The sequence below is a fragment of the Salinimicrobium oceani genome (assembly GCF_012037645.1).
Map to the genome: position 1 here is coordinate 120,031 of NZ_JAAVJR010000006.1, position 17,021 is coordinate 137,051.

A 17,021-nucleotide genomic window follows, 5' to 3' on the forward strand; every position below is an offset into this window, starting at 1 on the left:
AGTAAACCTATTTATTTATTTTCTAATAAACAATTTATTTAGGCAAAATGCAGGAGCTACAGATTTCTATAAAAGTTAAATTTCGTTCTTTCTCTTAGTTTTATACCACCTCTCGGGGATCATTTGATTACAGGCATCCAGATAATCTCCTTCTGTGCAAGGTAATAACGAATGTCTTTTCAATTTATTATTGGCCGGTGAAATAAAGGGTATCTCTATCCACCAGCGACCACTCACCGGACTCTTAAAAAACACAAGCACCTCGTCATCTATTGGCACCTGATATCTTATAAACTCCTTTTTTGCAGAAATAGTATTTTCATTCTTTCTAAAATTCACACCCTCTATAAAATACCATAACATTTGTGCAACTAACATATGAGCAGCAGGGAAATTGAATTCCGCTCCAAATTCGAAGATCCCGAATGAAGAAACCTTATCGCTGATTCCCGCATATCTCGAGAGCGCACAAATTTCCTTTCCATCAAAGCCATTCGGACTTTTTAATCTGTAATTTCCAAGAGCACCCCCTCCTATTGCATGAAGATCAACTCCTACAAGATTAGCATCTCTCATCACCGGCTCCACTACCGTGATATCTCCACTAACCTCCCCCAATCTATAGGCATCGAAGAACAACCTGTCCATCAATTCGATCTCATCCTGTGAATTAAAATAGGTTTGATAACCCAAATTGGAATAGTTGAAGAGATTATAAGGTTTGGTAACGACAATTCGTCCTACATAAGAGCGATTACTAATTGGCCTATCTGCGTCTCCAAGATCAAATCTTGAATCTATGTTGACAAGGTTGACCATATCCTCTACCCCATCATAAGCACGGTATTGAGCATATAGAAGATCCTGACTACCACCTAAAAGAACAGGAATAATGCCTTTTTTGAGACATTGTGATACAGCAGCTTGTACTGCGAAAAAAGTATCTTCTACAGTTTCGCCCTTCTCTATATCTCCTAAATCTGCAACCTGTAAGTGCCAGTTGCCAGGGAAAAGCCCATAAAATTCTCTACGGATCTGGGTGAAATCGAAGGGTTCTCCGCTGCGGTTTTCATCCAGCCTGTCTTCAAGAACTCCAAAAATTGCGACCTTCACCCCATCAAGATCGGGAAAAGATCTCCCCAGAATATTGATCTGGAGCGACGAAGCCAGTAGGTTGCCGCCTTCGGGAAGAAGCTCCTCATTAACAGGAACAAAAAAATCCATCTCCATTAATTAGCTCTTTTTAGCTGTGTTCTTTTTTCGCGCTGCGCTCTTCGTCGTTGTCTTCTTTTTTCCTGCCGTCTTTTTAGAAGCCTTCTTCTTGGGAGCCTTTTTCTCCAGGATCTCCTTCACCTCTTCCAGGCTCAGTTTCTGGGCATCGACAGTTTTAGGCAATTCTATTTTGGTCTTGCCTTTAATAATATTAGAACGACCCCATCTCGCCTTCTCTACTCTAATCCCTTCATCTTCCCAGTTATGGATCACTTTCTCCCGCTCTTTCTTCAACTTATCCTCAATGAGTTCCTCTATATCTTCTGCAGAAAGGTTATCGAAGTCATATTTTTTATTCACATTGATGAACATATCATTCCACTTGAGAAATGGCCCAAAACGTCCCACTCCTTTTTGCACAGGCAGTTCCTTGTACTCATATATTGGCGCATCTGCTTTCTCCTTCTCTTTGATGAGCTCCAGAGCTCTTTCCATCGTTACCTCAATAGGATCTTCCCCTTTTTCCAGGGACACGAATTTTTTACCGTAACGCACGTAAGGTCCAAAGCGGCCATTATTGACTTCTACTGTTTCTCCCTCATAGGTTCCAAGTTCCTTAGGAAGTTTAAATAGCTCCATTGCCTCTTCAAAGGTCACAGAGTCCAGCGTCTGGTCTGGTGAAAGACTTGCAAATTTTGGTTTTTCTTCATCCTCTACAGAACCCATTTGCACCATAGGTCCAAATTTTCCTAATCTCACACTCACGGGTTTTCCCGTTGCAGGATCTTTCCCAAGTATTCTCTCCCCTACTTCCCTATCTGCATTTTCAGCTACATCCTTCACATGTGGATGGAAATCGCTGTAAAAATCCTTCATCATCTTCGTCCACTCCTCATTTCCTTCGGCAATGTCATCAAAATCCTGCTCTACCTTTGCAGTGAAATTATAATCGAGGATACTCGAAAAATGATTCACAAGAAAATCATTCACAACCATTCCCACATCTGTGGGCACCAGTTTTCCTTTATCACTTCCCACTGTTTCTGTGAGCTTCTTCTCATTGATCTTCTCACCTTTTAAAGTAAGTTGGAAATATTCTCGCTCAATACCCTCAACAGATCCTTTTTCTATATAGTTCCTGTTTTGTATGGTAGAGATCGTTGGCGCATAGGTAGAAGGTCTTCCTATTCCCAGCTCCTCAAGCTTTTTAACCAGTGAAGCTTCTGTGTATCTATATGGTGGCCGGGTAAATCGTTCTGTAGCCGTGATATAATTATTCTGAAGTCTTTCATTTATTTTAAGCGCCGGCAGCATTCCTTCCTGTTCCTGTAGATCTTCATCCTCCTCGTCTCTCCCTTCCAGGTAAACTTTCAGGAAACCATCGAATTTAAGCACCTCTCCATTTGCTGTGAACTGCTTATCGTGTTTATCGGCTTCAATTTTTACGTTGGTTCGCTCCAACTGCGCCTCGCTCATTTGAGAAGCAATGGCTCTTTTCCAGATCAGTTCATAAAGTCGCTCTTCATCTCTGTCGGCCCTTACAGTATGTGCTGCAAAATTTGTTGGCCTTATGGCTTCGTGGGCTTCCTGGGCTCCTTTTGTCTTTCCTTTAAACTGGCGTGTTTTGCTGTACTTTTCTCCGTAGGCATCAAGGATTTCCTTTTTTGCCCCGTTGCGTGCGTCATCAGAAAGATTGACGCTATCGGTTCTCATATAGGTAATATGACCTGCTTCATATAGCCGCTGGGCCATGGTCATGGTCTTACTTACAGAAAAATATAATTTCCTGGCGGCCTCCTGTTGCAAGGTCGAGGTGGTAAAAGGTGGTGCCGGAGATTTCTTAGCGGGTTTGGTAGTAAGATCGGCCACCTTAAAATTGGCGCCCAGATTTTCTGAAAGAAATTGCTCGGCCTCAGTTTTTGTGCTGAAATTCTTCGGAAGCTTCGCCTTAAAGGTTTTTCCTTCTTCATTAGTGAATTCCGCATCTATTCTAAAGGAAGCTTCTGGCTTGAAATTCTGAATTTCGCGCTCCCTTTCCACTATAAGTCTTACAGAAACCGATTGTACCCTTCCGGCTGAAAGGCCACCTTTGACTTTTCTCCAAAGCACCGGAGAAAGTTCATAACCTACAAGCCTGTCAAGTACCCTTCTCGCCTGCTGTGCATTGACGAGGTTATAATTTATGTCTCTTGGATTTTCAATAGCTTTGAGAATGGCCGATTTCGTGATCTCGTGGAAAACAATTCTCTTCGTCTTGCTTTTATCCAGATCCAGCTCTTCTGCAAGATGCCATGCAATAGCTTCTCCTTCCCGGTCCTCATCACTTGCCAGCCACACCATCTCGGCGTTCTTAGCAAGATTCTTGAGCTTCTTGACCACTTCTCGCTTATCTTTCGATACTATATATTTAGGAGTAAAATCACCTTCGGTATCCACCCCAAGCTCCTTTGTGGGTAGATCGGCAATGTGACCAAAACTCGAAGCAACGGTGTAATCTTTACCCAGAAACTTCTCGATGGTCTTTGCCTTCGCAGGGGACTCTACAATCACTAAATTCTTTGCCATAGTATCTTTTTTAGTTTTGCAAAAGTATAGGAATTTTTAAATATGGCTTTTTTATTTTGTTAATTACCCATTTTCAACGCTCCCGAATTCTCAATATTTCCTCCTGTCACTTTGTCATATCTCAACTAAAAATGTATCTTTGCGCGTTCTAATACCTAATGGTACCTATATTGATTATGGAGAAGATTATAGACGAAAAACAACAGGGGAATACACTGGTGATGGAGCCTAAGGCCGGAAACGGAAAAAAGCTGATGATCGAGAGCTACGGCTGCCAGATGAATTTCAGCGATAGTGAGATTGTTGCATCCATCTTAGCAAAAGAAGGATTTGACACTACCCAGAGCCTGGAAGAGGCAGACCTGGTTCTTATAAACACCTGTTCTATTCGTGATAAAGCCGAACAAACAGTAAGAAAGAGGCTGGAAAAATATAATGCCGTAAAGAAGATCAACCCAGGAATGAAGGTAGGAGTGTTAGGCTGTATGGCCGAACGCCTTAAAGCTCAGTTCCTGGAAGAGGAAAAGATCGTCGATCTTGTAGTGGGTCCCGACGCTTATAAGGATCTTCCAAACCTTATCAATGAAGTTGAAGAAGGAAGGAACGCAGTAAACGTGATCCTCTCAAAAGATGAAACTTACGGCGATATTTCTCCCGTACGTTTGCAAAGCAACGGTGTTTCTGCCTTTGTTTCTATTACCAGGGGCTGTGATAATATGTGTACTTTCTGTGTGGTGCCTTTTACCCGCGGAAGGGAGCGCAGCCGCGATCCACAAAGTATTCTTGAAGAAATAAATGACCTTGCCGCCAAAGGCTTTAAAGAAATCACACTTTTAGGACAAAATGTGGACAGCTATTTATGGTATGGCGGCGGACTCAAAAAGGATTTCAAGAATGCTTCAGAAATACAAAAAGCCACCGCCACCAACTTCGCAGCACTTTTGAGAATGGCTGCAGAAGCTCATCCAAAAATGAGGATCAGGTTCTCTACTTCAAATCCGCAGGATATGACCCTGGATGTGATAGAGGCCATGGCTAAATACCCGAACATCTGTAAATACATTCACCTGCCTGTGCAAAGCGGTAGCGACAGAATCCTGAAGGAGATGAATCGACTTCATACAAGGGAAGAGTATTTTGAATTGATCGACAATATCAGAAGATTAATGCCAGATTGTGCCATCTCGCAAGACATGATCACCGGCTTTCCAACAGAAACTGAAGAAGACCACCGGGATACACTTTCCCTGATGGAGTACGTGAAGTACGACTTCGGATTCATGTTCGCGTATTCGGAAAGGCCCGGCACCATGGCCGCCCGTAAGATGGAAGATGATGTGCCCGAGGAGGTCAAGAAAAGAAGGCTTACCGAGATCGTGAACCTGCAGCAAAAGCACAGTCACTATCGTACCCAGCAATTTGTAGGGAAAACAGTAGAAGTTCTTATAGAAAAGGAATCCAAAAAATCTGATCTCCACTGGAGCGGAAGGACCTCACAAAATACCGTAGCTGTTTTTCCGAAGGAAAAATACAAGGTAGGAGATTTCGTGAATGTCAGGATCAATGACTGCACCAGCGCAACCTTGATAGGAGAAGCGGTTGGATTAAGTGAGAACAATTAGTATTCAGTGCTCAGTGTTCAGTGATCAGTAACTGAACTTTGAACCTTGAACCTTGAACCTTGAATTTATAGATGGAAAGTATACAGGCGATAAAACAGCGGTTTGGCATTCTGGGAAATGACCAGAAATTGAATCGGGCGGTAGAGAAAGCCATGCAAGTGGCTCCCACAGATATTTCTGTACTTGTTACGGGAGAAAGCGGAGTGGGAAAAGAAAGTATTCCTAAGATCATTCATTCCCTGTCACATCGCAAACATGGAAAATACATTGCTGTAAACTGCGGCGCCATTCCTGAAGGTACCATTGACAGTGAACTCTTTGGGCACGAAAAAGGTGCTTTTACCGGTGCTACCCAAACCCGTAGCGGATATTTTGAAGTGGCCGATGGCGGAACTATCTTTTTGGACGAAGTAGGAGAATTGCCTTTAACCACCCAGGTGCGTTTGCTCAGGGTGTTGGAAAACGGCGAGTTCATCAAAGTTGGATCTTCAAAAGTGCAAAAAACCAATGTTCGTATAGTCGCCGCTACGAACCTGAACATGGTGGAAGCCATCAAAAAAGAGAAATTCAGGGAAGACCTTTATTACCGTTTAAGTACGGTTGAAATTTACCTGCCGCCATTAAGGGAGCGGAAGGATGACATTCACCTGCTTTTCAGAAAATTTGCGGCCGACTTTGCCATGAAGTACAAGATGCCCACCGTGCGTCTTAAGGATGATGCTGTTGCCCTGCTGCAAAAGTATCGCTGGAATGGAAATGTGAGACAGCTGCGAAATATAGCTGAACAAATTTCTGTACTGGAACAGGAGCGAAATATCGACGCCGAAAAACTGAAGGAGTATTTGCCCGGCTACGCCAGTAATTTGCCTGCAGTCATTGAGGAGAAGAAAAAAGACAGTGACTTCAGCAATGAGCGTGAAATTCTTTATAAGGTCTTGTTTGATATGAAAAGTGATCTCCATGACCTAAAAAAGCTTACCCTTGAGCTCATGGAGAACGACAGCCATAAAAATGTGCGGGAAGAGAATGAAAGCCTTATCCAAAAGATCTATGGCAATGATGAGGAAGAGGTGATTCCAGAAGAGATCACAGATGAGCAACTGGAAGTGCTTCAAATTCCGCAGCAAAATACTCCCGATAAACAGGATAAATATTATTTTGCTGAAGAAATTGAGGAGGAAGAAACGCTATCCTTACAAGATAAAGAACTGGAACTAATTAGAAAATCTCTGGAGCGGCATAACGGCAAGCGCAAACCTGCAGCCGAAGAGCTGGGCATAAGCGAACGCACCTTATACCGAAAGATCAAACAATATGACCTCTGAAAAAAGGCATTTTTGACACCTGTTATTTTATGAGAAATTTTAGAATGCTAATTGCCGGAATCCTTCTTTTAAGCACGATCTCCTGCGGAATTTATTCCTTTTCGGGTGCCGATACGGGGAATGCACAGACCTTTCAGGTGAATTACTTTCAGAATTCTGCCGCAATCGTTGAACCGGGAATTGACAGGACCTTTACCTTACAACTTCAGGATCTTATTCAGAGCCAAACTAACCTTAGCCTTACAGATTCCAACGGAGACCTTGTATATGAAGGTGAGATCGTTGATTACTACGTTTCTCCAATGAGTGCTACTGCCGAAAGTACTGCGGCTCAAAACCGTTTGACGATAGTCGTGCAACTAAGATTTTTCAATACCTTAGATCCAGAGAAAGACCTGGATCGCAGATTTTCCTTTTATTATGATTATCCTGCCAATGCGCAGTTACAAGGTGCGGTATTATCTACGGCCCTTGAGGAAATCTTTACAAGGATCACTCAGGATATTTTCAATGCTACCTTAGCTAATTGGTAATGAAACAAGAGGAATTACTTTCCCTGCTGCAACATCCTGCTGCCATTTCTTTTGAGCAGACAAAGGGGCTGCATGAGGTTTTAAAGGAATTTCCCTATTTCCAGGCAGCACGGGCCGTGCGACTTAAAGGTCTTAAAAATGCCAATAGCCTTCATTATAATAAGGAATTAAAGCTCACGGCAGCCCATACGGCAGACAGGGGTGTGTTGTTCGATTTTATCACTTCGGAAGAATTCAACCAGAACCAGATCGCCAGCACGATCAAGAAACAGGAGGTCTCACAAAAAGAAGCTGAAGTAGATCAAGCCCAGAAGCAACCGGCAGAAGATGACCACCTTAGCCTGGACACTGCTTTAAAAATGAAAGTTCGGGAATCTGAACAGGTTTTTGATCCGGAACTTTTCAGAAAAAGAGAAGAAGAGAAAGCTGCCGCGCAGACCGAGGAAAGCCTGGAGCTGGGCAAACCCCTATCCTTTGACAGGAACGAGAATCACTCTTTTTCTGAATGGCTCAAACTTGCAGCCGCAAAACCAGTTAAGAGGAAGAAGCTATCTCCAGAAGAAGAGGAAGCCAAGAACAGAAAATTTGAATTGATAGAGGAGTTTATTGCGAAGAATCCGCGGATTTCGCCTTCCAAATCTGCCAAAAAGGCAAATCTTGCAGAAGAGCACCTGGCAGCGCCCGAAGCTCTAATGACAGAGACTCTGGCCCGGGTTTACCTGGAACAGAAAAACTATAAAAAAGCAATTCAGGCATATAAAATTTTAATTTTGAAAAATCCGGAAAAAAGTGGTTTCTTTGCGGACCAAATTCGGGCGATCGAAAAATTACAAGACAATAACAGTTAGAGAATGAGCACGTTTACAATCTTTTTAGCATTAATCATTATCGTAGCATTTTTGCTAATCGTAGTTATCATGGTTCAAAACCCTAAGGGTGGCGGACTATCCTCTGCATTTGGTGGAGGCGCAAACCAAATTGGTGGAGTTCAGAAAACTTCAGACTTTTTAGATAAGAGTACCTGGACCCTTGCAACCCTTCTTTTGGTGCTTATCCTGCTTTCTAACGTAACCATCATGGATGGTAACGGCATTGGAGAATCCAAGATCATGGGCAGCGAACCAGAAGTAGAATCTAATGTACCTGCTCCAATTCAGCCTCCTGCAGATAATCCGCAAGAATAGAACATTCAATTTTCAATATATGATGCCAGCCTATGACAAGCTGGCATTTTTTTTTGGCTTTTGTCAGCATTTTTCAAGTGGCACAATTTTCGTCTTTAAGGCAGTTCAAATAAAGAATTCATTAACTAAAATACATTTGTAAAATGGCACTAAACATTAAACCTCTTTCAGACAGAGTACTTGTTGAGCCTGCCGCAGCCGAAACACAGACTGCATCAGGTATTTACATTCCCGAAACCGCAAAAGAAAAGCCTCAAAAAGGTACCGTAGTAGCCGTTGGCGGCGGTAAAAAAGATCACGACATGACCGTTAAGGTTGGTGACAGCGTGCTTTATGGAAAATATGCAGGTACCGAACTCAAACTGGAAGGTAAGGATTACCTTATCATGAGAGAGGATGATATTCTTGCCATAGTATAACAAACTGTGGTTTTAACCGCAAGGTAACTTTTGGCGGTTTTTCACCTTATTTTCAGGAAAACAACTAACTAATTCCCAACACCGGGAGAAAAAAAATTTAAGTAAAATGGCAAAAGAAATAAAATTTGACATTGAAGCTCGCGACGGTATTAAGCGCGGAGTGGATGCATTGGCAAATGCAGTAAAAGTAACTTTAGGGCCAAAAGGCCGCAACGTGATCATTAATAAGTCTTTTGGAGCTCCAATAGTGACCAAAGATGGGGTTACAGTTGCAAAAGAAATTGAATTAGAAGATGCTCTTGAGAATATGGGAGCTCAAATGGTCAAGGAAGTAGCTTCCAAAACCAATGATATTGCAGGTGACGGTACAACTACTGCAACCGTACTTGCACAGGCCATCGTAAAAGAAGGTCTTAAGAACGTTGCAGCCGGTGCAAACCCAATGGATCTTAAGAGAGGTATTGATAAGGCGGTTGAAGCTTTAACTGCCAACCTTAAGGAGCAAACTCAGCAGGTTGGAGATTCTTCAGAAAAGATCAAGCAGGTAGCTTCGATCTCTGCCAACAACGATGACCAGATCGGGGAACTTATTGCCCAGGCTTTCGGAAAAGTTGGAAAAGAAGGAGTGATCACTGTTGAAGAAGCAAAAGGAACAGAGACTCACGTTGATGTTGTGGAAGGAATGCAGTTTGACCGCGGATACCTTTCTCCTTACTTCGTTACCAACAGCGAAAAAATGACTGCAGATCTTGAGGATCCATACATCCTTATCTATGACAAGAAGATCTCTTCAATGAAAGACCTGCTTCCTGTACTTGAGCCTGTTGCTCAATCTGGAAAGCCGCTATTGATCATTGCCGAAGATGTTGATGGAGAAGCTCTTGCTACACTTGTAGTGAACAAATTAAGAGGTTCCCTTAAGATCGCTGCCGTTAAAGCTCCAGGATTTGGAGACAGAAGAAAAGCAATGCTTGAAGACATCGCTATCCTTACAGGTGGTACTGTGATCTCTGAAGAAAGAGGTTTCACTCTTGAGAACGCTACACTTGATATGCTTGGTACTGCCGAGAAAGTAGCCATAGACAAAGACAACACAACTGTAGTGAACGGTGCCGGTGACAACCAGGCGATCAAAGATCGTGTGAACCAGATCAAGTCTCAAATGGAGAGCACTACTTCAGATTATGATAAGGAAAAACTTCAGGAGCGTTTGGCTAAGCTTGCCGGAGGTGTTGCCGTACTTTATGTAGGTGCAGCTTCAGAAGTTGAAATGAAAGAAAAGAAAGATCGTGTTGACGATGCGCTTCATGCAACCCGTGCGGCTGTAGAAGAAGGAATCGTTGCCGGTGGTGGTGTTGCTCTTGTTCGTGCGAAAGCAGTACTGGCTAACCTGGAATCTGCAAATGCAGATGAGGCTACAGGAATCCAGATCGTGAGTCGTGCTATTGAAGCTCCACTGAGAACTATCGTTGAGAATGCTGGTGGCGAAGGCTCTGTTGTGATCAACAAAGTTCTTGAAGGAAAAGATAACTTTGGTTACGACGCAAAATCTGACTCTTATGTAGACATGATGAAAGCTGGTATTATTGATCCTAAGAAAGTTACTCGTGTAGCTCTTGAAAATGCAGCTTCTGTTGCCGGAATGATTCTTACTACAGAATGTTCTTTGGTAGACATTAAGGAAGACAACGCCGGTGGTGGAATGCCACAAGGAATGGGCGGCGGTATGCCAGGAATGATGTAGTCGCACGACCAACGCAAATATAAAAGAACCCGTTCCTGTAAAGAAGCGGGTTCTTTTTTTTCTGAAGAAAATAAAATAAGAGGCTCCAAAAATGGCATTTTTGGAGCCTCTTATTTTGCTATTATACTTTGGCTTCGGAAGCTGTTATGCTTTCCAAAGCCCTCTTCGCCTGAAGTAAATGTCTTTGGTTGTGATAAACCACCACGCGAAAAGTATCTCCCACCCTCAGCCTGATGTATTTCGAAATACTAATACCGGTTTTGGTGCGGGTAAGACTCACATGTTTGGCTTTTTTTAGCAGATCCAGGAGCTGTTGCTGCTGAGCCATAAAATGCTGAAGCACCTCTTTATCCAGTTTCTTCCCCATAGGATTTGAGCTTCTAAGGGTTTTCATCTTCTTCATGCCCTCTTTGGGAAGCATACTTTGCGCAAAGTAATTCCCCAGGAATCCGCTTTTAAAATTGCCTTCTGCAGCATAGGGAGAAGTCGCTATCTGCTGCGCTATCTCAGGCAGGTAGTAATTGCCATAGAAGTTGAGATGTTCAATACACTCCATTGCACTCCACGCCTGCGGCGCTGGACGGTAGTTAAGCTCGGCCTCTGTTCTTTTGTTCAGTTCACGTGCGGCTCTTAGATTAGCTTCAGTGCGTAAAATAAGGTCATTGATTACCGCGGCAGATGATGTTTTCATACGGTAAGTGATTAAAATAAGATCTATTTTTTCATGAAGTCGAAACCGCCTTTTCTAAGATTGATATCGTACTCCATATAAGCTTTTAAACAGGCTAGAAAATTTGCCCAACCCTCTGTATTCTGTGCCAGCCATTTAATACCCTTCGCGTCTGCCTCCATTTCTCCCTCGGTCACTCTTACCAGCGTATGGTCATTGCCTCTATCTTCAAGAGATATCTCAACCTGCAGGTTACTACCTTCCTGACCTTCCCATTCAAAAATGACCTTTTCAAAAGCTGTTACTTTTTTAACCTTGACTGGAAAGGAATCTGGAAATTCAGGAAATGACCAGGTAACGACATTTCCTTCTTCCATTCTTCCTGAACCCCGTGCAATAAAATAATTTGACATTTTTTCGGGATTTACAATAGCTTCAAAAATGTCATTTCTGGATCTGGCTATTTGTAAGGCAGTATGTATCTGCAGTTTTTCCATGATCAGGTATTTCCTTCTGGTTTAGCGTAATTAATTATCCAGGTAACTCCAAATTTATCTGTGCACATTCCGTAATAACTGCCCCAGAAAACATCTCCTATCTGCATGGTGATCTTACCTTCATTACAGAGGCTCTCGAACAGATGATCTGCCTGTTCCCGTGATTCGGCATTTATAGACAAAGACACATTGTTACCTACAACTACTTCGGGGCACCAGCCATCATCGCAGTCACTGCCCATGAGCAGGCATCTTTCTCCCAGGGGCAGGGCAATGTGCATGATCTTATTCATCCTGTCTTCGGGAATAGACAAACCCTCTTCAGAAGGGATGTCACTAAACCTTCCAAGAAAGGAGAATTCTCCTCCAAAGACAGATCTGTAAAAATTGAAAGCTTCTTCACAATTGCCGGGAAAAGTTAAGTAGGGATTTAATTTTTCCATTTTTTTACTGATTTACAAAAGGTTACATTCAATCTAATTTACATTTTATAATCATGCGTTGTATTAAAATTTTCTAAAAAAGAAGCCTTTTCCGTTAATCTATTGGGGTGGTGCAGAAGTCATATAAAAACCCAGCTCCCCACCTTTCATAATATCTGAATGGTCCAGGAAAGGTTCCGTCAAAAGCTTTCCATTGAGCTCCACCTTTTTTACGTATACATTCTCCGCTGACTGATCCTGAGCGATGATGGTGAATGTTTTTCCATTTTCCAGGTTAATGACAGCTTTCCTGAGAGAAGGACTTCCCAAAGCGTATAATGGAGAACCCGGGGCTACAGGATAAAATCCCATAGCACTAAAGATGTACCAGGCGCTCATTTGACCAAAGTCGTCGTTCCCGCTAAGGCCATCGGCCCCGGTCTTATATTTTTCCCTAAGGATCATTCGTATTTTATCATGTGCCTTCCATGGGGTATCGGTCCAGTTGTACAAATAAGGAACATGATGAGATGGTTCGTTGCCATGCACATAATTTCCAATGATCCCTTCCCTTGAAATATCTTCGGTATTGGCAAAGTACGTATCAGGTAATTCCATGGTAAAAAGAGAATCAAGATATTGGGTGAAACGTTCTTTCCCACCCATAAGCTCGATCATTTCTTGAGGCGCATGAGGTACGTACAGGCTATAATTCCACGCATTACCTTCTATAAATCCCTGTCCGTGGGTATCGAGAGGATCAAATTCCTTTTTAAAGGAACCATCGTTCAAGCGAGGTCGCATAAATCCTGACACGCTGTCAAATACATTTTTATAATTCTGAGCACGTCTGCTGAATTCCCGGTAGATCTCTTCCTTGCCTAATTTCTTAGCCGCCTGCGCAATTGCCCAGTCATCATAAGCGTATTCGAGCGTTTTAGATACAGATGCTCCATTTTTATCTTCGGGCACGTAGCCTTTCTTCATATAATATTCCAGCCCGTCATAGTATTTTGTTCTGGCCGTGTTCACCATTGCTTCCAATGCTAGTTCCTCGTCAAAATCTGCATTGTCCTTCACAATGGCATCGGCGATTACCGAAGCGCTGTGATAGCCTATCATGCACCAGTTTTCATTAGCATAATGAGACCAGACGGGCAGCATGGAATGCACGCTCTGCTCGTAATGTGCCAACATGGATTCCACCATGTCAGCATTTCGTTCTGGTTGCACAATATTGAAAAGTGGATGCAGTGCTCTATAGGTATCCCAGAGGGAAAAGCTGGTGTAATTGGTGAAGTTCTCTGCCTTGTGTATGTTGAGATCCAGCCCCCGGTATTGGGCATCTACATCCATATACTCTGTAGGGCCCAGGAAGCTGTGATACATCGCAGTATAAAAGTTCGTTTTTTCAGTTTCTTCTGCAGGTTCAATGTCGATCTTGTTCAGTTCTTTATTCCACAGCTCCCGGGCATTTTTCCTTACCCGCTCAAAATCCCAGTGCGGAATTTCGGAGGTAAGATTCTGCAGTGCCCCGCGAGTGCTTACCGGAGAAAGCGCAAATTTTACCTGCAGCTCTTTATTGTGTTGCGTGTCGAAATCAAAGTACATTCTTATCTGTTCTCCGGCTATTTCAGGGAAATTCTCTTCCTGATCGAATTTTCGCCAAAAGCCGTTGTAAGGTCTTTTATCATATTGCTCCCTGCCATAATTCAGTATTGGTCTATTAAAGCTCATCGCAAAATAAACGGTGCGGGTGCGGGCCCATCCTGTGGTTTGCCTGTAACCGGTAACCAGCGTATCATTTTCTACCCTAACCACCGTCCATACATTCTTTTCCTTGTAGTTGTATATCCCATGAACAAGGTCAAAAATGAGATGGGAAGAGGAAGCACCTTCCGGAAAGGTATATCTATGCATTCCTACTCGGGTGGAGGCGGTAAGTTCAGCTCTTATGTCATGATCCAGTAACTTTACACTATAATATCCGGGTTCTGCGTTTTCCTGTTCGTGTGAGAATCTGGACCTGTATCCACTCTCAGGATTTGTTTCGGTACCGGGATTGAGTTGCAGGTCGCCCGTGGTTGGCATAAGCAGAAAATCCCCAAGGTCTGAATGCCCGGTTCCGCTAAAATGGGTATGGCTGAAACCTACAATAGTGGGATCTTCATATTGATATCCTGCACAATATTTATACACATCTGGGTTGTACTGCCCATCTACCGCATAAGGAATGGTATCTGTATCTGGGCTTAGCTGCACACTTCCAAAAGGAACTGTAGCCCCGGGATAGGTATGTCCCATTTTTGCGGTGCCGATCATAGGATCTACAAATCGGGCAAGATCCTTCAGCTCGTGCTGAATAGCTTCAGGTTGATCTTGCTTAGCAAAAGAAGTGTCACAGGAAGTAAAACTTCCAAGGGCAGCAGCTAAAATTCCGAAGTACAAAAAGCTACAGGTGTTCTTTAAATGGTTCATTAGTTGTCATTAGTTAAAGAGTAAGGAAAATCCTCCTTTTTGACACCTCTGGAGGTATTAGGTTCGGGTCCCATTTCGAAATCAATGACAGCGCCTTTCATTAATTCTGAATGACTCAGCCAGTTTTTGCTGTAGGGTTTCCCATTATAGGTGATCTGCTGAATATACCTGTTCCTGTCACTGTTGTTGGGCGCATTAAGAATGACCTTCTTGCCGTTTTCCAGCTGAAGCGTCACCTTTTGGAACAGAGGAGCACCAATAACGTATTGATCTGAAGCCGGCGTAACAGGATAGAACCCGAGCGCCGAAAAAACATACCAGGCAGAGGTCTGCCCATTATCTTCGTCTCCAATATAACCATCGGGAGTAGGATGATACATCCTGTTGAGGGTTTCCCGAACCCAGTATTGGGCCTTCCAGGGCTCCCCTGCGTAATTATAAAGATAGATCATATGCTGTATGGGCTGATTACCATGAGCGTATTGTCCCATATTTGCAATTTGCATTTCCCTTATTTCATGGATCACCTGCCCATAATAACTTTCATCAAAGACCGGAGGCAGGGAGAACACCTTGTCAAGCTGAGCAATAAATTCTTTATTCCCACCCATGAGATCGATTAGCCCCTGCACGTCATGAAAAACTGACCATGAGTAATGCCAGCTGTTCCCTTCTGTAAAGGCATCTCCCCATTTAAACGGATTGAACGGCTTCATGAATTCACCATCTTTATTTTTCCCTCTCATCAACATTGTTTGAGGATCATAGAGATGCTGGTAATTTCGACTACGTAACTTGTAAAGGTCAATTTCCTCCTGAGGTCTTTTCAATGCTTTTGCCAATTGGTAAATAGCAAAATCATCATAGGCATATTCTAAAGTCCGTGCTGCATTTTCATTAATACCTACATCATAAGGCACATAACCCAGTTTAGTATAATAGTCTGCACCGGCCCGCCCTACTGCAGTTAAAGGTCCTGCATTGTTGGCGCCATGAAGAAGAGCCTCATAGAGATTTTCAATATCATAGCTATAGGCATTCCTGCTTTTTAAATAAGCTTCTGCCACAACAGAGGCAGAGTTATTTCCCACCATCACGTTTCTCGAGCCGGGACTCGCCCACTCTGGCAGCCAACCGCTTTCATCATAAGCATGCGAAAGCCCTTCCTGCATTTTGCCGTTTAGTTCGGGATACATCAGGTTAAGGAAGGGGAAGAGGGCTCTAAAAGTATCCCAGAATCCTGTATCTGTGAACATGTAGCCGGGATTCACCTCACCGTTGTAAGGGCTGTAATGAACTACGTCCCCACTGGCATCATATTCGTAAAATTTCCGCGGAAAAAGCAGAGATCTGTAAAGGCAGGAATAGAAGGTCTTCATCTGCGCATAGGTACCTCCTTCTACCTGGATCCTGCTCAATTCCTTATTCCAGGTCTCCCGACCCTGAGATCTTATCTCATCAAAATTCATTTTCCCAAGTTCCAGTAAATTTCTTTCGGCCTGCTCATGATCAATAAAAGAAGAGGCAACTCGCGCAGTGACCTTCTCTCCTTTTGAAGTTGCGAAACCTATTACAGCACCTGCATGATTGGACGTGGAATGCAGGGCACTGGTCAAGGTAGAGTCGGCGAAGGTGGCTGTGTAGCTGAAATCCTTGTTGAACTCTACGACAAAATAGTTCTTGAAATTATCGGGTACTCCTCCACTGTTACGAGTGGTGTAACCAATGATCTTCCTTTGCTCCGGAAGGATCTTCACATAGGAACCTTTGTCGAAAGCATCGATAATTACAAAGGAAGAATCTGTTTTGGGAAAGGTGAACCTAAAAATGGCGGCTCTTTCTGTAGGTGTGATCTCGGTAGTCACATCATGATCGGCCAGATATACTTTATAGTAATGGGGTTTTACGATCTCCGACTTATGTGAGAACCAGCTTTGTCTTTCCTCTTCCCTGAATTTCAACTTCCCTGTGGTTGGCATGATGGAGAATTGTCCATAGTCGTTCATCCAGGGCGAAGGCTGATGGGTTTGCTTAAAACCCTTTATTTTTGTGGCATCATAGGTGTAGGCCCAGCCATCACCCATTTTTCCAGTTTGCGGAGTCCAGAAATTCATGCCCCAGGGCATAGCGATGGCAGGATATGTATTTCCATGGGAAAGGCTGTAATGGGAATCGGTTCCCATAAGAGGCTCCACAAGATCTACAGGAGGTTCTGCCTGCTGCACCACCACTTGCTGCGCAACAGTTGAAAGGGAAAAGCTAAGCAGGAACAAAGCAGGCAGGGAAAAGGATTTCATAAATGACGGAATTTAATCTGTCCAAATTAACAATTCAGCATTAAAAAACCAGC

14 protein-coding genes are annotated in these 17,021 nt (G+C 43.2%); 7 read left to right on the forward strand and 7 right to left on the reverse strand.

Going from position 1 to position 17,021, the window contains the following annotated elements:
* Window positions 1-75: 75 nt before the first annotated feature.
* Window positions 76-1,230, reverse strand: a complete 1,155-nt coding sequence (locus HC175_RS11840) for a formimidoylglutamase (RefSeq protein ID WP_168138710.1) — start codon at window positions 1,228-1,230, stop codon at window positions 76-78.
* Between the two features lie 3 nt (window positions 1,231-1,233).
* Window positions 1,234-3,777, reverse strand: a complete 2,544-nt coding sequence (gene topA / locus HC175_RS11845; RefSeq protein WP_168138711.1) for a type I DNA topoisomerase — start codon at window positions 3,775-3,777, stop codon at window positions 1,234-1,236.
* Window positions 3,778-3,953: 176 nt separating this feature from the next.
* Between topA and miaB the strand changes: the two genes are divergently transcribed.
* The 7 genes from miaB to groL all read left to right on the forward strand — a co-directional run bounded on the left by miaB (window position 3,954) and on the right by groL (window position 10,604).
* On the forward strand, window positions 3,954-5,399 hold the full coding sequence (gene miaB, locus HC175_RS11850; RefSeq protein WP_168138712.1) for a tRNA (N6-isopentenyl adenosine(37)-C2)-methylthiotransferase MiaB: 1,446 nt from the start codon (window positions 3,954-3,956) through the stop codon (window positions 5,397-5,399).
* 71 nt (window positions 5,400-5,470) lie between these two features.
* Window positions 5,471-6,724, forward strand: a complete 1,254-nt coding sequence (locus tag HC175_RS11855; protein ID WP_168138713.1) for a sigma-54 interaction domain-containing protein — start codon at window positions 5,471-5,473, stop codon at window positions 6,722-6,724.
* Window positions 6,725-6,768: 44 nt separating this feature from the next.
* The gene (gene lptE / locus HC175_RS11860; RefSeq protein ID WP_438865936.1) at window positions 6,769-7,257 is read left to right on the forward strand and encodes an LPS assembly lipoprotein LptE; all 489 of its coding nucleotides are present in this window, start codon (window positions 6,769-6,771) and stop codon (window positions 7,255-7,257) included.
* Window positions 7,257-8,105: a hypothetical protein gene (locus HC175_RS11865; RefSeq protein ID WP_168138715.1), complete on the forward strand. Its 849-nt coding sequence runs from the start codon at window positions 7,257-7,259 to the stop codon at window positions 8,103-8,105. Before lptE ends, HC175_RS11865 begins: the two co-directional genes overlap by 1 nt.
* Window positions 8,106-8,108: 3 nt before the next feature.
* Window positions 8,109-8,441, forward strand: coding sequence for a preprotein translocase subunit SecG (gene secG, locus HC175_RS11870; RefSeq protein WP_168138716.1), 333 nt, complete (start codon window positions 8,109-8,111; stop codon window positions 8,439-8,441).
* Between the two features lie 143 nt (window positions 8,442-8,584).
* Window positions 8,585-8,860: a co-chaperone GroES gene (locus HC175_RS11875; RefSeq protein ID WP_029038864.1), complete on the forward strand. Its 276-nt coding sequence runs from the start codon at window positions 8,585-8,587 to the stop codon at window positions 8,858-8,860.
* Between the two features lie 106 nt (window positions 8,861-8,966).
* Complete coding sequence (groL, locus tag HC175_RS11880) at window positions 8,967-10,604, forward strand: chaperonin GroEL (RefSeq protein WP_168138717.1); 1,638 nt, start codon at window positions 8,967-8,969, stop codon at window positions 10,602-10,604.
* A 121-nt stretch (window positions 10,605-10,725) separates the two neighbouring features.
* Here the strand turns inward: groL and HC175_RS11885 are convergent, their stop codons facing one another.
* From HC175_RS11885 to HC175_RS11905, 5 genes are all read right to left on the reverse strand, one after another.
* Window positions 10,726-11,295 carry a DinB family protein gene (locus tag HC175_RS11885; RefSeq protein ID WP_168138718.1) on the reverse strand — a complete coding sequence of 190 codons (570 nt, stop codon included), beginning with the start codon at window positions 11,293-11,295 and terminating at the stop codon, window positions 10,726-10,728.
* Window positions 11,296-11,318: 23 nt separating this feature from the next.
* Complete coding sequence (locus HC175_RS11890; protein ID WP_168138719.1) at window positions 11,319-11,771, reverse strand: SRPBCC domain-containing protein; 453 nt, start codon at window positions 11,769-11,771, stop codon at window positions 11,319-11,321.
* A gap of 2 nt (window positions 11,772-11,773) precedes the next feature.
* Window positions 11,774-12,214, reverse strand: a complete 441-nt coding sequence (locus HC175_RS11895) for a VOC family protein (protein WP_168138720.1) — start codon at window positions 12,212-12,214, stop codon at window positions 11,774-11,776.
* 99 nt (window positions 12,215-12,313) lie between these two features.
* A complete protein-coding gene (locus tag HC175_RS11900; protein WP_168138721.1) occupies window positions 12,314-14,671 on the reverse strand; it encodes a GH92 family glycosyl hydrolase in 2,358 nt (785 codons plus the stop codon).
* Window positions 14,671-16,968, reverse strand: a complete 2,298-nt coding sequence (locus HC175_RS11905) for a GH92 family glycosyl hydrolase (RefSeq protein ID WP_168138722.1) — start codon at window positions 16,966-16,968, stop codon at window positions 14,671-14,673. The genes HC175_RS11900 and HC175_RS11905 overlap by 1 nt, the downstream gene beginning before the upstream one ends.
* Window positions 16,969-17,021: the final 53 nt, after the last annotated feature.